Origin of the sequence: Paraburkholderia aspalathi (genome assembly GCF_900116445.1) — a bacterium.
GTDB classification, from domain to species: domain Bacteria; phylum Pseudomonadota; class Gammaproteobacteria; order Burkholderiales; family Burkholderiaceae; genus Paraburkholderia; species Paraburkholderia aspalathi.
In genome coordinates this window covers 251,135-269,337 of record NZ_FPBH01000006.1, presented here as the reverse complement: position 1 = coordinate 269,337, position 18,203 = coordinate 251,135, and the positions used below count along the sequence as shown (strand labels likewise).

Annotated in this window: 16 protein-coding genes and 1 tRNA gene; 5 read left to right on the top strand and 12 right to left on the bottom strand. The window is 63.3% G+C overall.

Annotated features, from left to right (window positions below; translation table 11 throughout):
* Together gatA and gatC are read right to left on the bottom strand one after the other, a co-directional pair.
* Entirely contained in the window at window positions 1-1,488 is a 1,488-nt protein-coding gene (gene gatA, locus BM438_RS12925; protein WP_093634636.1) for an Asp-tRNA(Asn)/Glu-tRNA(Gln) amidotransferase subunit GatA, read from the bottom strand.
* Between the two features lie 43 nt (window positions 1,489-1,531).
* Complete coding sequence (gene gatC, locus BM438_RS12920; RefSeq protein WP_093634635.1) at window positions 1,532-1,831, bottom strand: Asp-tRNA(Asn)/Glu-tRNA(Gln) amidotransferase subunit GatC; 300 nt, start codon at window positions 1,829-1,831, stop codon at window positions 1,532-1,534.
* 380 nt (window positions 1,832-2,211) lie between these two features.
* On the opposite strand from gatC, the gene BM438_RS12915 reads away from it, so the two are divergent.
* The 5 genes from BM438_RS12915 to rodA all read left to right on the top strand — a co-directional run bounded on the left by BM438_RS12915 (window position 2,212) and on the right by rodA (window position 8,661).
* On the top strand, window positions 2,212-3,255 hold the full coding sequence (locus BM438_RS12915; protein ID WP_004189550.1) for a rod shape-determining protein: 1,044 nt from the start codon (window positions 2,212-2,214) through the stop codon (window positions 3,253-3,255).
* A 153-nt stretch (window positions 3,256-3,408) separates the two neighbouring features.
* On the top strand, window positions 3,409-4,515 hold the full coding sequence (gene mreC, locus BM438_RS12910) for a rod shape-determining protein MreC (RefSeq protein ID WP_093634634.1): 1,107 nt from the start codon (window positions 3,409-3,411) through the stop codon (window positions 4,513-4,515).
* Window positions 4,512-5,024 carry a rod shape-determining protein MreD gene (gene mreD, locus BM438_RS12905; protein ID WP_054037125.1) on the top strand — a complete coding sequence of 171 codons (513 nt, stop codon included), beginning with the start codon at window positions 4,512-4,514 and terminating at the stop codon, window positions 5,022-5,024. Before mreC ends, mreD begins: the two co-directional genes overlap by 4 nt.
* 141 nt (window positions 5,025-5,165) lie before the next feature.
* Window positions 5,166-7,502: a penicillin-binding protein 2 gene (mrdA, locus tag BM438_RS12900; protein ID WP_093634633.1), complete on the top strand. Its 2,337-nt coding sequence runs from the start codon at window positions 5,166-5,168 to the stop codon at window positions 7,500-7,502.
* A gap of 10 nt (window positions 7,503-7,512) precedes the next feature.
* Window positions 7,513-8,661, top strand: coding sequence for a rod shape-determining protein RodA (rodA, locus tag BM438_RS12895; RefSeq protein ID WP_054037121.1), 1,149 nt, complete (start codon window positions 7,513-7,515; stop codon window positions 8,659-8,661).
* A gap of 128 nt (window positions 8,662-8,789) precedes the next feature.
* On the opposite strand, the gene BM438_RS12890 is transcribed toward rodA, so the two are convergent.
* From BM438_RS12890 to rsmB, 10 genes are all read right to left on the bottom strand, one after another.
* Window positions 8,790-9,494 carry a tetratricopeptide repeat protein gene (locus tag BM438_RS12890; protein ID WP_093634632.1) on the bottom strand — a complete coding sequence of 235 codons (705 nt, stop codon included), beginning with the start codon at window positions 9,492-9,494 and terminating at the stop codon, window positions 8,790-8,792.
* Window positions 9,491-10,273 carry an HpcH/HpaI aldolase family protein gene (locus BM438_RS12885; protein WP_093634631.1) on the bottom strand — a complete coding sequence of 261 codons (783 nt, stop codon included), beginning with the start codon at window positions 10,271-10,273 and terminating at the stop codon, window positions 9,491-9,493. Before BM438_RS12885 ends, BM438_RS12890 begins: the two co-directional genes overlap by 4 nt.
* A gap of 212 nt (window positions 10,274-10,485) precedes the next feature.
* The gene (gene queD / locus BM438_RS12880) at window positions 10,486-10,929 is read right to left on the bottom strand and encodes a 6-carboxytetrahydropterin synthase QueD (protein ID WP_093634683.1); all 444 of its coding nucleotides are present in this window, start codon (window positions 10,927-10,929) and stop codon (window positions 10,486-10,488) included.
* Between the two features lie 9 nt (window positions 10,930-10,938).
* On the bottom strand, window positions 10,939-11,571 hold the full coding sequence (gene queE / locus BM438_RS12875) for a 7-carboxy-7-deazaguanine synthase (protein ID WP_093634630.1): 633 nt from the start codon (window positions 11,569-11,571) through the stop codon (window positions 10,939-10,941).
* Window positions 11,572-11,656: 85 nt separating this feature from the next.
* The gene (queC, locus tag BM438_RS12870; RefSeq protein WP_063494462.1) at window positions 11,657-12,388 is read right to left on the bottom strand and encodes a 7-cyano-7-deazaguanine synthase QueC; all 732 of its coding nucleotides are present in this window, start codon (window positions 12,386-12,388) and stop codon (window positions 11,657-11,659) included.
* A 425-nt stretch (window positions 12,389-12,813) separates the two neighbouring features.
* Window positions 12,814-12,889: transfer RNA gene (locus tag BM438_RS12865), tRNA-Phe, on the bottom strand.
* Window positions 12,890-12,986: 97 nt separating this feature from the next.
* Complete coding sequence (esaR, locus tag BM438_RS12860; RefSeq protein WP_093634629.1) at window positions 12,987-13,676, bottom strand: response regulator transcription factor EsaR; 690 nt, start codon at window positions 13,674-13,676, stop codon at window positions 12,987-12,989.
* On the bottom strand, window positions 13,677-16,091 hold the full coding sequence (locus tag BM438_RS12855; RefSeq protein ID WP_093634628.1) for a sensor histidine kinase: 2,415 nt from the start codon (window positions 16,089-16,091) through the stop codon (window positions 13,677-13,679). It abuts the gene before it with no gap.
* Window positions 16,081-16,680 (bottom strand): DUF4390 domain-containing protein, encoded by a 600-nt coding sequence (locus tag BM438_RS12850; RefSeq protein WP_054037187.1) that lies wholly within the window; start codon window positions 16,678-16,680, stop codon window positions 16,081-16,083. Before BM438_RS12850 ends, BM438_RS12855 begins: the two co-directional genes overlap by 11 nt.
* Window positions 16,677-18,116 carry a 16S rRNA (cytosine(967)-C(5))-methyltransferase RsmB gene (rsmB, locus tag BM438_RS12845; protein WP_093634627.1) on the bottom strand — a complete coding sequence of 480 codons (1,440 nt, stop codon included), beginning with the start codon at window positions 18,114-18,116 and terminating at the stop codon, window positions 16,677-16,679. The genes BM438_RS12850 and rsmB overlap by 4 nt, the downstream gene beginning before the upstream one ends.
* Window positions 18,117-18,203: the final 87 nt, after the last annotated feature.

Below are 18,203 nucleotides of genomic sequence, written 5' to 3'. Positions count from 1 at the left end.
TCACACTCCTGCCGGTGCTTTGCGATGCCAGTCGGTCGCGCGCTGGAACGCGTCGGCCACTTGCAGCATCCGGGCTTCATTGAAATAGTTGCCGATGATCTGCAGACCCACCGGGCGCTGCGCATTCGCGCCCGCGCCGAAGCCGCACGGCACGCTCATACCCGGCAGACCGGCGAGGCTCACCGACAGCGTGTAGATGTCGGCCAGATACATCTGCACCGGATCGTCGCCCTTCGCGCCGAGGTCCCACGCCACCGAGGGCGCCACCGGGCCCATGATCACGTCACACTGCTTGAACGCTTCCTGGAAGTCCTGCGCGATGATGCGGCGGATCTTTTGCGCCTGCAGGTAGTACGCGTCGTAATAACCGTGCGACAGCACATAGGCGCCCACCAGAATACGGCGCTTCACTTCCGGACCGAAGCCTTCGGCACGCGACTTCTTGTACATGTCGAGCAGATCGCGGTATTCCGCGGCGCGATGGCCGAAGCGCACGCCGTCGAAACGCGACAGGTTCGACGAGGCTTCCGCCGGCGCAATCACGTAGTACACCGGGATCGACAGCTCGGTTTTCGGCAGCGAGACTTCCACCAGCGTGGCGCCCAACGCTTCGTATTGCTTCAAGGCAGCGTCGATCGAAGCGCGCACGTCATCGGCAAGGCCTGCGCCGAAATACTCTTTCGGCAGGCCGATGCGCAGGCCGGCGAGCGGTTTGTCCGCGCCGTCTTCCTTCCACGTTTTGCCGATGTAGCGCGTGAAGTCTTCGTCTTCGCGCGTGAGGCTGGTCGAATCGCGCTCGTCGAAACCGGCCATGGCGTTGAGCAGCGTGGCGCAATCCGCGGCCGTTTGGGCCAACGGACCGCCTTGATCCAGCGACGATGCGAACGCGATCATCCCGTAACGCGACACGCGGCCATACGTCGGTTTGATGCCGGTGACGCCGGAAAACGATGCCGGCTGACGAATCGAGCCGCCGGTATCCGTGCCGGTGGCAGCAGGCGCGAGGCGCGCCGCCACTGCAGCAGCCGAGCCGCCGGATGAGCCGCCCGGCACAGCCAGACGATCCCACGGATTCTGCACGGGGCCAAAGTACGAATTCTCGTTGGACGAGCCCATCGCGAACTCGTCCATATTGGTTTTGCCCACGCACACCATGCCGGCGTGCTGCAGACGCGCGACCACGGTTGCGTCGAACGGGCTTTCGTAGTTCGACAGCATCTTCGAGCCGGCCGTGGAGCGCCAGCCCTTGGTGACGAACACGTCTTTATGCGCGATCGGCAGGCCGACCAGCGGGCCGGCGTGGCCGGTGTGAAGCAGCGCGTCGGCCGCTTTCGCCTGCGCGAGCGTCAGGTCGGCGTCGACCTGAATGAAGGCGTTCAGGCTGTTGGCCGCGTCGATCCGCTTCAGATAGAGCTGCGCCAGCTCGACTGCGGAGCATTCCTTGGCTGCCAGTGCGGCGCGCAGTTCGGTCAAGCTTTTTTCATGCATTGCGTTTTATCCTGGGCTTGATTCGCGAGTCTTGGTGGATCACTTACTCGATCACCTTCGGCACGAGGTACAGGCCGTCCTGAACGGCCGGCGCCGGGCGCTGGAAGGCTTCACGGTCGACCGTTTCGGTCACCGCGTCGTTACGCAGACGCAGCGCGACGTCTTCGATCTGCTCGATCGGATGGGCAAGCGGGGCGATGCCGGTGGTATCGACCGCCTGCATTTGCTCGACTAAGCCGAAGAAATCGTTGAGCTGGGTAAGCGTGTGCTCAGCTTCGGCGTCAGCCAGTTCGAGCCGCGCGAGGTGCGCGATGCGTTTAACATCGGTCAGGGTCAGAGCCATGCAGTCACCGGAAAATGTGGTGGACCGCCGCAGCGCGGGAAAAACGATGCTGCGACAGCGGGTTACGACACTGGAGGAAGACCTCGAAAAAGGGGCCAGCGGCGGCAAAAAGTGCCGTCCGTTTCCTTCAAAACATCCAAAATTATAAGGTATCATTACGCGTTCGACCCAAACCCGGACCGACTTACCAAGGCCTTTCTGAACAATTCCCAAAGATAGTTCGGATTTTTCTGACTAGGCCTTGCACCGGCCTCCGGTAGACTCCCTCGCAGCTTCAAGTTCCTGTGGCGCCGCTTCCGCCCGGTTGAAGCTGTTATTTTTTCCGCTGCCGCCCTGCGCATACGTTGCGAGGGCTGGCCCCAAGCGAGACAGGATTTTGAATGTTCGGTTTTCTGCGCAGCTACTTCTCCAACGACCTGGCGATTGACCTCGGCACTGCCAACACGCTCATTTACATGCGTGGCAAGGGTATCGTTCTTGATGAACCGTCGGTGGTCTCGATCCGCCAGGAAGGCGGTCCCAACGGTAAGAAAACCATTCAGGCGGTCGGCAAGGAAGCCAAGCAGATGCTTGGCAAGGTGCCGGGCAACATCGAGGCGATCCGCCCGATGAAAGACGGCGTGATCGCCGACTTCACCGTCACCGAACAGATGATCAAGCAGTTCATCAAAACTGCTCACGAATCGCGCATGTTCTCGCCGTCGCCGCGCATCATCATCTGCGTGCCGTGCGGTTCGACCCAGGTCGAGCGTCGCGCGATTAAAGAAGCCGCTCACGGTGCGGGCGCTTCGCAGGTTTACCTCATTGAAGAACCCATGGCAGCGGCAATCGGCGCGGGCCTGCCGGTGTCGGAAGCCACCGGCTCGATGGTCGTCGATATCGGCGGCGGCACGACCGAAGTCGGCGTGATCTCGCTCGGCGGCATCGTGTACAAGGGTTCGGTCCGCGTAGGCGGCGACAAGTTCGACGAGGCCATCGTCAACTACATCCGCCGCAACTACGGCATGCTGATCGGCGAACAAACCGCCGAGGCCATCAAGAAAGAAATCGGCTCCGCGTTCCCGGGTTCCGAAGTCAAGGAAATGGAAGTGAAGGGCCGTAATCTGTCGGAAGGTATTCCGCGCAGCTTCACGATCTCCAGCAACGAAATCCTCGAAGCCCTCACGGATCCGCTGAATCAGATCGTGTCGTCGGTGAAGATCGCGCTCGAACAAACGCCGCCGGAACTGGGCGCCGACATCGCCGAGCGCGGCATGATGCTCACCGGCGGTGGCGCACTGCTGCGCGATCTGGACCGCCTGCTCGCCGAAGAAACCGGCCTGCCGGTACTCGTCGCCGAAGACCCGCTGACCTGTGTTGTGCGCGGCTCGGGCATGGCGCTCGAACGCATGGACAAGCTGGGCAGCATCTTCTCGTACGAGTAAGCGAGCCCGTCTCCATGTCAGTAGCGCGGATCTGGCAAACGGCCCCTTGCGGGCCGGTTTGCCGTTGGCTGGGCCTGCCAGCCTCCGCGCGCTGAACGCGCGTCCCTCGCGCGCCGCCGTCTCACCCAACCGCTCACGCCCCCGGCGCCGACCATGGAATACAGTCCGCCGCCCCTGTTCAAGCAAGGCCCGTCCGCCCTCGCACGGCTGGTGTTTTTCGTCGTGCTGGCGCTCGCCCTGCTGATCTCCGATGCACGCTTCAAGACGCTCGAAATCGTTCGCGGCGTGCTCGGCGCGGGTCTTTATCCGTTGCAACGCGCAGCCCTCGTGCCGCGCGACGTTTTCATGGGCGCTGCCGACCTGGCCGTGACCAGCGCAACCTTGCGCAGCGAGAACGACAAACTGCGCACCAAAGATCTCCAGCTCTCGCAGCAAGCCAATACAGCTGCCGAACTGGCTGCCGAAAACACCCATTTGCGCGCGCTGCTACAACTCTCGCAGCGCTCCACCACGCAATCGCTGCCGGCTGAAATCCAGTACGACACGCGCGACCCGTTCACGCAGAAGGTCGTGATCGGCCGCGGCGCCCAGCAAGGCGTCCAGGACGGATCGCCGGTCGTCAACGAAGACGGCGTGATCGGTCAGGTGACGCGCGTGTTCCCGCTGCAAGCCGAAGTGACGCTGCTCACCGACAAGGATCAGGCGGTGCCCGTGCAGATCGTGCGCACCGGCTTGCGCAGCGTGATCTACGGCACGCCGAAGGGCGACACGCTCGATCTGCGTTTCGTGCCGATCAGCGCTGATGTGCAGACCGGCGACGAACTCGTCACTAGCGGACTCGACGGCGTTTATCCGCCGGGGCTGCCAGTCGCGAAGGTCGTGCGGGTCGACAAACAGGCCGATACGGCGTTCGCGCGCGTGATCTGCTTGCCGGTTGCGCCCGTGCGCGGCGCGCGTCAGTTGCTCGTGCTGCACTATCTGAACAACGTGCCGCCGCGTCCGGCGGAAGAGCCCGATGCGGCTACGACCGCCAAGGACGCGAAAGCGAAGAAAGGCAGCAAGCCCGCGGACAACAAGGCCGCGGCGGATAAATCCGCTGCCAAGCCTGCCGAAAAGCCCGCCGCCGCTACTGCCAAGCCCGCTGAAAAGCCGTCGGCCAAGGCCACGGGCGCGGCCGCAGAGAAGAAAGCTACCACCGAAAAGAAACCGGCCGCTGACAAGAACGCGAAGCCGCAAGCCACGCCGGGGGCCCAGCCATGAACCGTCCGCAATACATCCTGCAGCCGGTCAATCCCTACTTCATTTCGTTCAGCCTCGCTGCGGCGTTCCTGCTGAACCTGATGCCGTGGGGGCGCCTCGCCGGTGTGCCGGACTTCGTAGCGCTCGTGTTGCTGTTCTGGAACGTGCACCAGCCGCGCAAGGTCGGCATGGGCATCGCGTTCTTTCTCGGCCTGTTGATGGACGTACACAACGCCAGCCTGCTCGGTGAGCACGCGCTGGCGTATACGTTGTTGTCGTATGGCGCGATTACGATCCATCGCCGGGTGCTGTGGATGTCGCTCGGCGTGCAGACTTTCGCGGTGATGCCGCTCCTCGTTGTCGCGCAACTGGTGCCGTTCGTGATCCGTCTGCTGACGGGCGCAGCGTTTCCGGGCTGGAGTTACCTGATTGACGGCTTCGTCGAAGCCGCGCTGTGGCCGGTCGCCAGCATGCTGCTGCTGATGCCGCAGCGTCGTCCGGCCGATCCGGACGATACGCGGCCGATTTAATCACGCATCGAGCCCGCCGGCCGTTCCGATGGAATCCACGCTCCCGGCCCGCTCGACGCGCATCGCTGTTCATGCCTCCCGGTTCCGGCCGGTTTGGGCGCACACTCATGATGGCCGTCACGCGGCCTTTTGCAGAATCGCATGACCGAATTCAAGGACACTCAGCAACAGCTCTCGAAGTTCCGCCTGCGCGTAGCGGCGGCGGGCGTGTTCGTGTTCGTCTGCTTCGGGCTGATCGGTTTCCGTTTCCTGGTCCTGCAGGTCTGGCATTACAGCAAGTACTCGCTGCAAGCCGACGAAAACCGCATCTCGGTCGCGCCGATCGTGCCGAACCGGGGCATCATCACCGACCGTAACGGCGTGGTGCTGGCCAAGAACTACTCGGCGTACACGCTGGAAATCACTCCGTCGAAGCTGAACGACACGCTCGAAAACGTGATCGACAATCTGGCCACCGTGGTCTCGATCGACGCACGCGACCGGCGCCGCTTCAAGAAGCTGCAGGAAGACTCGAAGAACTTCGAGAGCCTGCCGATCCGCACCCGACTCACCGACGACGAAGTTGCGCGCTTCACCGCACAACGGTTCCGCTTTCCGGGCGTGGAAGTGCGCGCGCGCCTGTTCCGCCAATATCCGCTCGGGCCCACCGCGGCACACGTGATCGGCTATATCGGGCGAATTTCGCAGCGCGATCAGGACCGCATCGACGACGCCAGCGATCAGAACGACAGCGATCCGGATCACTACGATCCGCGCCTCGACGCAAACAACTACAAGGGCACCGACTACATCGGCAAGATCGGCGTCGAACAGAGCTACGAAACGGAACTGCACGGCCAGACCGGTTTTGAGGAAGTCGAAGTCACCGCCGGCGGCCGGCCTGTGCGCACGCTGTCACGCACCCAGGCAACGCCGGGCAACAACCTTGAACTGTCGATCGATATCGGTCTGCAGCAGGTCGCCGAACAGGCGTTTGCGGGCCGCCGTGGGGCACTGGTCGCGATCGAACCGGCAAGCGGCGATGTGCTCGCGTTCGTCTCGGCGCCGAGCTTCGATCCGAATTCGTTTGTCGACGGTATCGATCAGCAGACCTGGGACGAGCTCAACAACTCGCCCGACCATCCGCTGCTGAACCGTCCGCTGCACGGCACCTATCCGCCGGGTTCGACCTACAAGCCGTTCATGGCGCTCGCCGCGCTGACGCTGCATAAGCGCACGCCGGGCTGGGGCTTCCAGGATCCGGGCTCATACACGTTCGGCGGCCATACGTTCCGCAACGACGTGCGCTCGGGCCAGGGCTGGGTCGACATGAACCGCGCGATCGTGGTGTCGAACGACACGTATTTCTACATGCTCGCGCACGATCTCGGCGTCAACGCGATCGCCGGCTTCATGAAGCCGTGGGGCTTCGGCCAGATCACCGGCATCGACATTTCGGGCGAAGCGCGCGGCATCCTGCCGTCGACGGACTGGAAGCGCAAGGCGTACCGCAAGCCCGAGCAGCAGCGCTGGTATGAAGGCGAAACGATCAGTCTGGGCATCGGCCAAGGCTATAACTCGTTCACCATTCTGCAACTCGCCCACGCCACCGCCACGCTCGCGAATAACGGCGTCGTGATGAAGCCGCACCTCGTACGCGACATCGAAAATCCGATCACCAAAGATACGCGCCCGGTCGTGCGCGATCCGAGCGACAAGATCGCGGTGAAGCAATCGGACATCGACATCATCAAGCGCGCGATGGAAGGCGTCGTGACCAACGGTACGGCGTCGAAGCTGTTCATCGGCGCCCCCTACCTGGCCGCCGGCAAGACCGGTACGGCGCAGGTCTACTCGCTGCAAGGCGCGAACTACAAGGGCCATGCGATCGCCGAGCACCTGCGCGACCACGCGCTCTTCATCGCGTTTGCGCCGGCCGAGCAACCGAAGATCGCGCTCGCGCTGATCGTCGAAAACGGCGGCTGGGGCGCGGAAGCGGCCGGTCCGATCGCGCGGCGCGTGCTCGATTACTACCTGGTCGGCAAGAACAAGCCCGGCGCTGAAGCGGCGGCCGTCGCGGCAGCGGCCTCGGCGACGGAGGATGCGTCCGCGCCCGAAGTGGGCAGCGCACCGGCGCCGCAGGACGCGGCGCAGCCGGTCAAGGTCGCGGCGGGCTTCACGGCATTGCCGATGCCGGGTGCTGCTTCGGCCGCGGCGGCAGCTTCCGCTGCGGCGGCTGCATCAGCTTCGGCTGCTGCATCGGCGGCCACGGCTGCGACATCGCCAGCTGCGGCGGCTGCTTCGGCATCCGGCGCGTCGGCGGCCGTCGCTGCCTCCGCGTCCGCCTCCACAAAGATTCCGACGCCGCGTAAATCCGGCGTCCCGCACAAACCCCGCCCGAGCAGCGAGTCGGTACCGACTGCCGCCGCTCCGTCGCGGGATGACAGCATTCAGCCTACGTCGCCACGCCAGCCGGTTTCCGGCGGCATCGACGAGTAAGGAGAAAGGCATGCAATTCGACAAGCGCGCCTGGCTCGACCGCATCAAGCGGATGTTCGTGGGCTTCGATCGGCCGCTCGCCCTGATCGTATTTCTGCTGCTGTGCGTCGGCATCATCACGCTATACAGCGCGACGCTGGACATGCCCGGCCGCGTGGAAGACCAGTTGCGCAACATCATGCTGACGTTCGTGCTGATGTGGGCGCTGGCCAATGTGCCACCCACCACACTGATGCGCTTCGCGGTCCCGCTCTATACGTTCGGGATCGCGTTACTGGTGGCCGTGGCGCTGTTCGGCCTCACACGCAAGGGCGCGAAGCGCTGGATCAACGTCGGCGTGGTGATCCAGCCATCGGAAATCCTGAAGATCGCTACACCGCTGATGCTCGCCTGGTACTACCAGCGCCGCGAAGGCGTGATGCGCTGGTACGACTTTCTGGTCGGCTTCCTGATCCTGATCGTGCCGGTCGGTTTGATCGCCAAGCAGCCTGACCTCGGCACCGCCGTACTGGTGTTCGCGGCCGGCCTCTTCGTGATTTACTTCGCGGGGCTGAGTTTCAAGCTGATCGTGCCGGTGCTGATTGCCGGCGTGATCGCGGTCGGCTCGATCGCGGCGTTCCAGGACAAGATCTGTCAGCCAGAAGTGCAGTGGCCGCTGATGCACGATTATCAGAAGCACCGTATCTGTACGCTGCTGGATCCGACTTCCGATCCGCTCGGCAAGGGTTTCCACACGATTCAGGCGGTGATTGCAATCGGCTCGGGTGGCCCGCTCGGCAAGGGCTGGCTGAAGGGTACCCAGGCGCACCTGGAGTTCATCCCCGAGAAGCACACTGACTTCATCTTCGCCGTGTTCTCCGAGGAGTTCGGGCTGGCGGGCGGGATCGTGCTGCTCACGCTTTATATGCTGCTGATCGCGCGCGGTTTGTATATCGCCGCCAATGGGGCGACGCTGTTTGGACGGCTACTGGCCGGATCGCTGACGATGGCGTTCTTCACCTATGCGTTCGTCAACATCGGTATGGTGAGCGGGATCTTGCCGGTGGTGGGCGTGCCCTTGCCGTTCATGAGCTACGGGGGCACTGCGCTGACTACGCTGGGGGTCGCGATCGGCCTCATCATGAGCGTCGCGCGGCAGAAGCGGCTGATGCAGAGTTAGAGTGGGGCTGGGCGTAGGTCTCAGACTGCGGAGCCGATTGCAGCAAAGTCGCAGCAGACCGTAGCAGGCCCGATAAAGAAAAGGGGCGCACCGTCAGGAGCGCCCCTTTTCATTTAATACGGTCTCGTCTACTGCGGCTTCACTTCCTTCTGATCCCGCAACTGCGCGCTGAGTTGCTGATACTTGAGCTTCGCCGCCGGATCGCCCTGTGCCGCCGCAGCAGCGTAGTACGCGCGCGCCACGTTCAGATTCTTGTCCACGCCGTCACCGCCACGTTCGTAGAACGAGCCGGTCACATACTGCGCAGTCATGTCGCCGCCTTGCGCGGCCTTCTTGTACCAGACGAACGCCTGCTGGTTGTCGCGAGTCGTGCCACGGCCATCGAGAAACTGGTTGGCCAACGCGAGCTCTGCCTGCACGTGCCCCTGCTGCGCGGCCTTCAGGAACCACCGGTGCGCTTCGACCGGATCACGCCCGACGAACTCGCCATCGTCGTACATCTTGCCGTACACATACTGCGCGTGCGACATGTTGGCGTCGGCGGCTTTGCGCAGCCACTTCTTGCCTTCATCGACATTGGCTGTGGTGCCTTCACCGTTGAGCAACATCATTGCGTAGTTGAACTCGGCCAGCCGGCTGCCGCGCTGCGCGGCTTTGCGGAACTCGGCGAGCGCCGCGCCCAGATTGCCGGCGTTGTAGTCGGCGACCGCGGTTTGCGTCTCCGGATCGTTCGACTTCGCGACGCGGTTGTCCTGCGCATACGCCGTCACATTCGCCATCAAGGCCGCTGTAACCGCCAGACGCACCACGACGCACTGCACCATCCCCTTCATGTCCTCACCTCCTGCAACGCCTGGCGGGTCGCGCGCAACATCCACATGACGTCGGCGGCCAGGGCGATAAAACGAAAACCCGCATCGCGATGCTGCTTGGCGCTCGCGACATCCATAGCAAAAATTCCTGCGGCGATACCAGCCTTGTCGGCAGCGCTGACTATGCGCGCCATCGCCGCCTGCACGTCGGCGTGCTTCGAATCGCCGAGGTGGCCGAGGCTCGCGGCCAGATCGGCCGGTCCGACGAACAGGCAATCGACGCCCGGCGTCGCCGCAATCTTCTCCACCTCCTGCAAACCGCGCGCCGACTCGATCTGCACGATGGTCGCGAGCTGCGCGTTGGCGGATTGCACGTAGTCGCGCCGCATGCCGTACGCGGCCGCACGCACCGCGCCGGCCACACCGCGCTGACCGTCGAGTGCATCGGCGGTCGGGTACTGCGTCAAACGCACGGCCTGTGCCGCCTCGTCCGCGGTTTCGATATTCGGGAACATCAGCGTACGGGCGCCGGCGTCGAGCACGCGCTTGACGAGCCACGCCTCGCTGGCAGGCACGCGTACGACCGGTTCGCTCGGCAAATGCGCAGCGGCGATCGCGCGCAATTGCGACGTGACGTCGCCGCTATCGTTCGGCGCATGCTCCATGTCGATCAGCAGCCAGTCGAAACCGGCGTGCGCGAGCGCCTCGGCTGCGGAATCGCTGCCGAGCGAAAGCCACAGGCCGAACAATGTATCGGCTTCTTTCAGACGTTGCTTGAGGGGATTTGTGAAGGTGCTCATTGCCGCGCTCCCTGGCGATGGAATACATCGCCTGAAACGCGGGTGAGGATGGCGCAGCCGAACAGGCCAACGCCCGGGCCGTGACGGCCTGAATGCCTGCTGCGACGCAATGCGGTGACCGGCATGTCTCGCTCCATGTGGTTATCGGAGCGATCATACCGTGACAATAACGCGGGGGTTGGGCCGCGGGCTCGAGTCGCGCGGCCCTGAACTTAATCGCGGACTACGTCGGCCCAGCAGTTCGGTGTCTCGAACAGACGCACCTTATGCAAACGCAGATTCACGCCGTAATGCGCGTCGTAGACGTTCGCGAGGATATCGAACGCGACGGCAGCGAGATTTTCAACGGTCGGGATGCGATCGAGCACGACCGTCTTGTGCCCCGCCATGGTTTCCAGAAAACCCCGCACCTGCGTGTCGCCTTCGTAGACGAGGAACGCATGGTCCCACTTGTCGACCAGATGCTCGACCGCGAGCGACTTCACGTCGGCGAAGTCCATCACCATGCCGCGATCCGGCGCGCCTTCGGTATCGACCAGGTCGCCTTGCAGCGTGATTTCGAGCACATAGCGATGGCCGTGCAGATTACGGCACTGGCTGCGGTGATCGGGGATGCGGTGGCCCGCGTCGAATTCGAGTTTTCGTGTAATCGTCAGCACGGCAAATCAGGGAATGTTCAGATACTTGTGGGTCTGCATCGACAGGCGCCATTGCGGATGGCGTTTGCACCAGTCGATCGCGAGCTTGGTGTTGAGATCGCGCGACGGGCCGTCCATCGGCTGGACGAGGAAATACTCGAAGTCGAGCTTCGCATACTCGGACAAACGCTGGTTGTCCTGCGGAATCACGACCTTCAGTTCGTTGCCCTTGGTGACGACGAGCGGCGCGTCGGCCTTCGGGCTCACGCAGATCCAGTCGATCGTCTCGAGCACCGGCAACGAGCCGTTGGTTTCAATGGCGATTTCGAAGCCGGCGGCATGCAGCGCGTCGACGAACGGCTGATCGATCTGCAACATCGGTTCACCGCCCGTGCAGACCACGAAGCGTTCGCCCTCGCCTTCCGGCCATTGCGACGCAATCATCTGCACCAGCTCTTCGGGTGTACGGTACTTGCCGCCGTTCTCGCCGTCAGTGCCGACGAAGTCCGTATCGCAGAAACGGCAGACCGCATCCGCACGATCTTCTTCGCGGCCCGACCACAGATTGCAGCCGGCGAACCGGCAGAACACGGCCGGACGCCCAGCATTCGCGCCCTCGCCCTGCAATGTGTAGAAGATTTCCTTGACCGCGTAAGTCATGCTGCTTTCTGCCTTGTGTTCCTGAAAATAATTGCCTGCGCGGCGCCCGTTCGCACGGTGCGCCAGCGCAAAACTTCGGTGAGCGTCAAACCGGCTCGGTCACCTTCTCACCGGCCAGATACGCTTCGTAACCGCGCTTGCGCAAGCGGCACGCCGGGCATTCGCCGCAGCCGAAACCCCATGCATGCAACTCGGCGCGCTCGCCGACATAGCAGGTGTGCGTTTCGACGCGCACCAGTTCGACCAGTTCGTCACCGCCCAGCTCATGCGCGAGACGCCACGTATCGGCCTTATCGAGCCACATCAGCGGCGTTTCGAGCAGGAAGCGCGTATCCATGCCGAGGTTCAGCGCGACCTGCAATGCCTTCATCGTGTCGTCGCGGCAATCGGGGTAGCCCGAGAAGTCCGTCTCGCACATGCCGCCGACCAGCACCTGCAAACCGCGCCGATACGCGATGGCCGCGGCGATCGTCATGAACATCAGATTGCGGCCCGGCACGAACGTATTCGGCAAACCGTTGGCCGTGGCGTGAATCTCGATCTCGCGCGTCATCGCGGTATCGCTGATCGAGCCGAGCACCGACAGATCGATCATGTGATCTTCGCCGAGGCGGTCGGCCCAAGCTGGAAATGCCCGCGTCACCGCGTTGCGAAACCCTTCGCGGCATTCGAGTTCGACTCGGTGCCGCTGACCATAATCGAAGCCCAGCGTCTCGACTGTTTCATAACGTTCGAGGGCCCAGGCGAGGCACGTGGCGGAATCCTGGCCGCCGGAAAACAGCACCAGAGCGCTACGTTTAGCGTCTTTGCGGATCACCGTGAAACTCCGTGAATGATGAGTGCCACGTCGCGCTGCGCGAGGTGCGCCATGCAAGCAACGCGGCGCGACGCGTGCCGGCACTGCTGCCGGCCCAAAGCAGTATAGGCCGCGCCTTCCGCATGCAGAGTCGCTGGGCGCTTATACCGTTAATCGTCGGGCGAAGGGTTCGGCACCTGTTGCGGCCTTGCCGTGTTGCGGCAGAGTGCGCAAAAGGCGCCGCTTCAGGATACGAAAAGACGCGTTTGGCACGGTGGCGCGCAAGTGGAACGCCGACAGCACCCTCGCATGCAAGTCCTTGAACTGGCGCGATTTTATCACGCGACGCCCAATGCCGCCGAACACACCCGCCGTGGGGCAAGCTGCCCATACCCATCAGAAAAGGAAAAGCCCCAGGAATCTTGCGATTTCCTGGGGCTGAATCCTGGTGGCCTGGGACGGAATCGAACCATCGACACGCGGATTTTCAATCCGCTGCTCTACCAACTGAGCTACCGGGCCAACGAAGAACGAAATGATATCAAAGGGTCAGCTGCTCGGCAAGCCCCCTCTCGAAAAAATCTACCGCGCCCGAGCCTGCACGCATTGCGCCGGCCGTTCACTCGCCTTTGTTCTTACCGAGATCGACACCGAGTTGCTTGAGCTTGCGATACAAGTGCGTGCGCTCGAGACCCGTCTTTTCCGCGACACGCGTCATGCTGCCATTCTCACGCGCGAGGTGATATTCGAAGTAAGCACGCTCGAACGCATCGCGCGCATCGCGCAACGGGATGTCGAACGAGATCGACGCCGTTTGCGCAGCCAACGCGCCGCTACCCATGCCATCCGACGACAGCATCGGCAACGCAGCCGCCGAAGCCACAGCCGAAGCGCTGACCGGCAACACCGGCTTGGCGACCGCGCCGCCCGGTGCTCCGACCGCATTGCCGCGGGCGAGGCCCTGCTCGACGGCCTTCAGCAGCTTCTGCAACGCAATCGGCTTCTCGAGGAAATTGAGTGCGCCGATCTTGGTCGCTTCAACTGCCGTATCGATCGTTGCGTGACCGGACATCATGATCACCGGCATGGTCAGTTGCCCCTGCGCGGCCCATTCTTTGAGCAAGGTCACGCCGTCCGTATCGGGCATCCAGATGTCGAGCAGCACCAGGTCCGGCGCCTGGCGCAAGCGGAATTCGCGCGCTTCCTGCGCGTTTTCCGCGGCCTCCACGACATGCCCCTCGTCGCTCAGGATCTCCGAGAGCAATTCCCGGATGCCCATTTCATCATCTACCACCAGGATGGTTGCCATTTACGCTGCCCTTGTCTGCACTGTTGCTTTAGTCGTTCCCTGCGGCGCATTGCCATGCGCCGGCCGCGACCCTGCTCCAGGTGCCGCGGCATCGTCTGCCAGTTGAAGGAAGAGGATCGATATCTGCGCGCCCTCGATCACATCGCCCGCTTTCATGCGGTTGCGAATGTCGATGCGCGCGCCGTGTTCGTCGACGATCTTCTTGACCATCGCAAGACCGAGGCCCGTACCTTTGGCCTTGGTCGTCACGTAAGGTTCGAATGCACGTGTCAGGATACGCGCGGGGAAGCCCGGTCCGTTATCCGACACTGTCAGACGCACCGCGACGTGTACTTTGCCTTCCGCGTCGGGGTCTCCGTATTCTACTGTCCTCGTCTCGAGCAACACACGCGGTTGTTCGACGTCGGCCACGGCATCCTGTGCATTCTGCAGCAGGTTGTGAATCACCTGTCGCAATTGTGTCGCGTCGCCGCGAATCGCCGGCAAATCCGCGAGCTCTACCTGAATCGCGCCTTTACCTTCTTCGATACCGTACAACGTGAGCACTTCGCTGACCAGTTCGTTCAGTTGCAGATGCGCGAGCACCGCCGGCGGCGTGCGCGCATAGTCGCGGAAATTGTCGACCATCTGCTTCATCGCCGCGACCTGATTGACGATGGTGGTCGCGCCGCGCTTCAGCACATCGGCATCCGATGGCGACAGCTTGTCCGCGAGTTTCATCTGCAAACGCTCGGCGGAGAGCTGGATCGGCGTGAGCGGGTTCTTGATCTCGTGCGCGAGACGCCGCGCGACCTCGCCCCAGGCGATCGAACGCTGCGCGGAGATCACATCCGAAATATCGTCGAACACGACGACGTAGCCGGAAGTCTGCATGTCTTCCGCATCGCGGTCGGCGGCGGATACAAGGCGCGCGCCGCGCACGAGCAAGGTGAGCGGCTCGGTTTCGCCCGGCACCTGCACCGAGAACTGCTGCTGCCAGTGACCACGGTCGTCGTGACCGTCGCCGCTTGCGGCCTCGCGATCGGCGAAGGCCTTGCGCACCATGCCGCCGAATTCGCTCAACACGCCAATCTGCTCGAGCGCCGAACCCAGCACCTCCTGGAACTGCTGACGGAAAATCCGTTCGGCGCCGCGGTTTGCGGTGGTGAGACGGAACTGCCGGTCGAACACAAACACGCCCGCGGTGAGGTTCGCAAGAATGCTTTCCAGATAGGCCTTCGAATGTTCGAGCGCGATCCGGTTGTTCTCGACCGCGGCACGCGCTTCGGAGAGCTGCCGCGTCATGGCATTGAACGACTGCGTGAGGAAGCCCAGTTCGTCGCGCGATTTGATTTCGCGCTTCGGCGTGTAGTCGCCCTCAGTCACTTCCTTGGTGCCCTGCGCGAGCAGGAACAACGGCCGCGCAAGCTGATTGCCGAGCGCGAGCGCCAGCATCATCGCGATGAAGGTGGCGAGGAACAGCGCAAGCGTCAGCGTGCCGATGTACATCTTGCGCAAGCCGGTACGGCCCAGCGCCTTTTCCTGATATTCGCGATAGGCCCGCTGCACTGCATCGGCGTTTCGCGCGAGCGACGGCGACACCGGCTGCGTGAGCTGCAGGAAGCGTTCGGTCGGCTGCAACAGCGCCGCGTTCGAATCGGGAATGCGCTGCACGACGCGCAGCCGCAACGCGCCCTTGCTGCCATGCGCGCGCGGATCGCCGTCGACTTCCCCTTCGATCGCCGCATAGCCGCGGCCACGCGCCTGATCGATCATCAACGGCGTGGGCAAGTCGTTCGACACGAGCGTCGCGTAATTGCCGGATGCCTGCGCGACCACGTGCATATCCGGTGTCGCGCCCGACATGCTGCGCGTGGGTTCGACGATCGTCGCGTCCTGCACGCCGAACTGATCGCGCAAGCGCAGCAGCGTGAGCGTGGTGCCGGCGGCATCAGCGCTCGCCAGCTGTTCAGACATCAGGCGCCCCTTGGTCTGCAGATCGGATAGCGACGCGTCGAGCATGCCGCGGCCGAGATTCAGGCCCGAGGTCAACGCAGTTTCGACGTTCACATCGAACCACGACTCGATACTGCGCGAGACGAACTGATACGAGACCACGTAAATGATGCCGCCCGGCACCACGCCGACCAGCGCCATGAAGAACGCGAGTTTCGCTAACAGCCGGGTGCCGAACTTACCTTTTCTAAGCCGCGCAATGATGATGATGACGAGCGTCGCCACCACCAGCAAAAAGATCATCGCGACCACGAGGTTGGCCGCGTACAGCCACTGGTAATAGCGGTCGAAAAATTCGGTATTCGCGCTCGCCGCTGCAAGCAGGACGAGCAGCAGCACGGCCGTCACGGCGACCGTGGACACCAGCACGCGCACGACGATGCTGCTGACGCTGGTGGCTCGGCGCACTCTATTTAGCACGTTCGGTCACCGTGAAGGTAAAGCGTTTCCACTCCGACGAAAGGCTCCAGTCGCGGTTGTTCACCGCATCGATCTGGAACGGCTTGGGCATCAGCGCGATGTCGAGTTGCATGCGCACCGACGCGTTGTACGTCTCCCCGACATGCACCTGATTGCGGTCGATCACGTGCCACGACGTGATGTGCTTGATCACCGCGAGCGCATCTTTCAGCGTCGTGAAGCCGAGCTGCAAGCCACCCGACGACACGCTCGACACACGATATTCACGCGTGAGCGGCTGGAACGACAGGCGAATGCTCTGCGACACGCTCACCGGCTGTTCGTCGAACCAGTACCAGCGCGGCCGGCTCAGTTCGAAGTCTGTCGTGAAGTACAGCGGAATGCCTTTGTTGACGGCGTCTTCGAGATTGCTGTTCAGGTCAAAGTCGAAACGCGCGTCGATGCTCCAGCCGGTGTTGTCCGATTGCAGCGACGCGCGCTGCACCGCGATCGAATCGGCATACGCCGCGCCCGGTACGGCGAGCCACACGGCCAGCACGATCCAGAGCACGGCAGCGAGCCGAAGCGGGAAGAAGCGTTTGATGGTCACCGTTTCTGAAAGCGCGCGTAGAAAAATCCGTCGTGGTCTGAGTTCGAGCCGGCGCTATCTTCAGCGGCATGTCCGGCATGGGACCCGGCCGATGTGTCGGCGGGCGCGCGGGCAACTGAAGGTAAAAGTTGCCCCGGCGCGTCCAATCGTACCGCATCCTGGTACTTGTTTCCAAACCACTGCGCCTGCAACTCGCCTTCTTCGGGGAAGATCGAACACGTTACGTAGAGCAACTCGCCGCCTGGCTTCACGAGTGGCCATAGCGCCTCGAGAATGCGGCGCTGCTCGGCAACCAGTGCGGGAATATCCGACGCGCGACGCAGCCAGCGAATATCCGGATGACGCCGCACGATGCCGGACGCCGAACACGGCACGTCGGCCAGAATGCGGTCGAACGGCTGGTCGATGTCGTCGTGCCATTTTGCGGGCGCACCCGCGTCGCCGATACGCACTTCCGCTTCGAGCTTGAGCCGCTGCAAGTTTTCACCGATGCGACGCGCGCGCGACGCGTCGCTTTCGAGCGCCACAAGCTGCAGGTTGGCGAGTTCGAGCAGATGGCCGGTTTTGCCGCCAGGCGCCGCGCACGCGTCAAGCACACGCATGCCGTCACGCACGCCGAGCAGTTGCGCAGCGAGTTGCGCGCCGGCGTCTTGCACGGACACCACGCCGTCGTTAAAGCCGGGGATCCGGTCGACGGGCATCGCCGTGGCGAGCTTGACGGCGTATTCGCCGGCCCTGCTCGCGGGAATGTGATGGGCCTGCAGTACCTGCAGATAGGCGTCGACTGTCGAGCGGCGCACGTTGACGCGCAATGTTAGCGGACCTTGCGTGTTGCCGGAGGCGAGCACGGCTTGCCATGCGTCGGGCCACGCGCGCTTCACAGCATCGATCCACCACGCCGGGTAGTTCCAGCGCGCGACTTCGTCCGCTTGCGCTGCGCTCAGCAGCGCCTCACGCTCACGTAGGAAATTACGTAGCACGGCGTTGACGAGACCCTTTGCGAACGCGAATTCACGACGCGCGGCGATGGCGCTCACCGCCTGGTCGACAACCGTGAACGGCGTGTAGGCGGCGTTCGCTTCATCGTCGACGAGCAAAGCGAGCGCGCAGGCGAGCACATGACCGACGTGCGGCGGCGGCGCCTTCTTCACCAACTTCGCGATCAGCCACTCGGCAGTTGCCAAACGCCGCATGGTGCGGTACGCGATGTCCTGCACCGCGCCGCGCGCCGCGGCGGCGCTGCCTTCAGGCGCGGAAACGAATACGGATTGCAGCGCGGCCGGCAAGGCCGCGCCGAGGCTCACGGCGCCGACGGCCTGGCCCGCGCAGTCGAGCGCGAAACCGAGCGATTCTGGCGCGAGATGCAGCATCGTCAAACGGGATTCACGCGGACGCGTCGATGGGGAAGCAGAACGCGAAGAAGGCTTTGGAGTCATGAAAAAGGCAAAGGCAGGCCGTGCGGTACGCGCAGCGCAATCAGCACACATTGTAGCGTGGCGCGGGTTGGAGACCGCCGAAGGCGG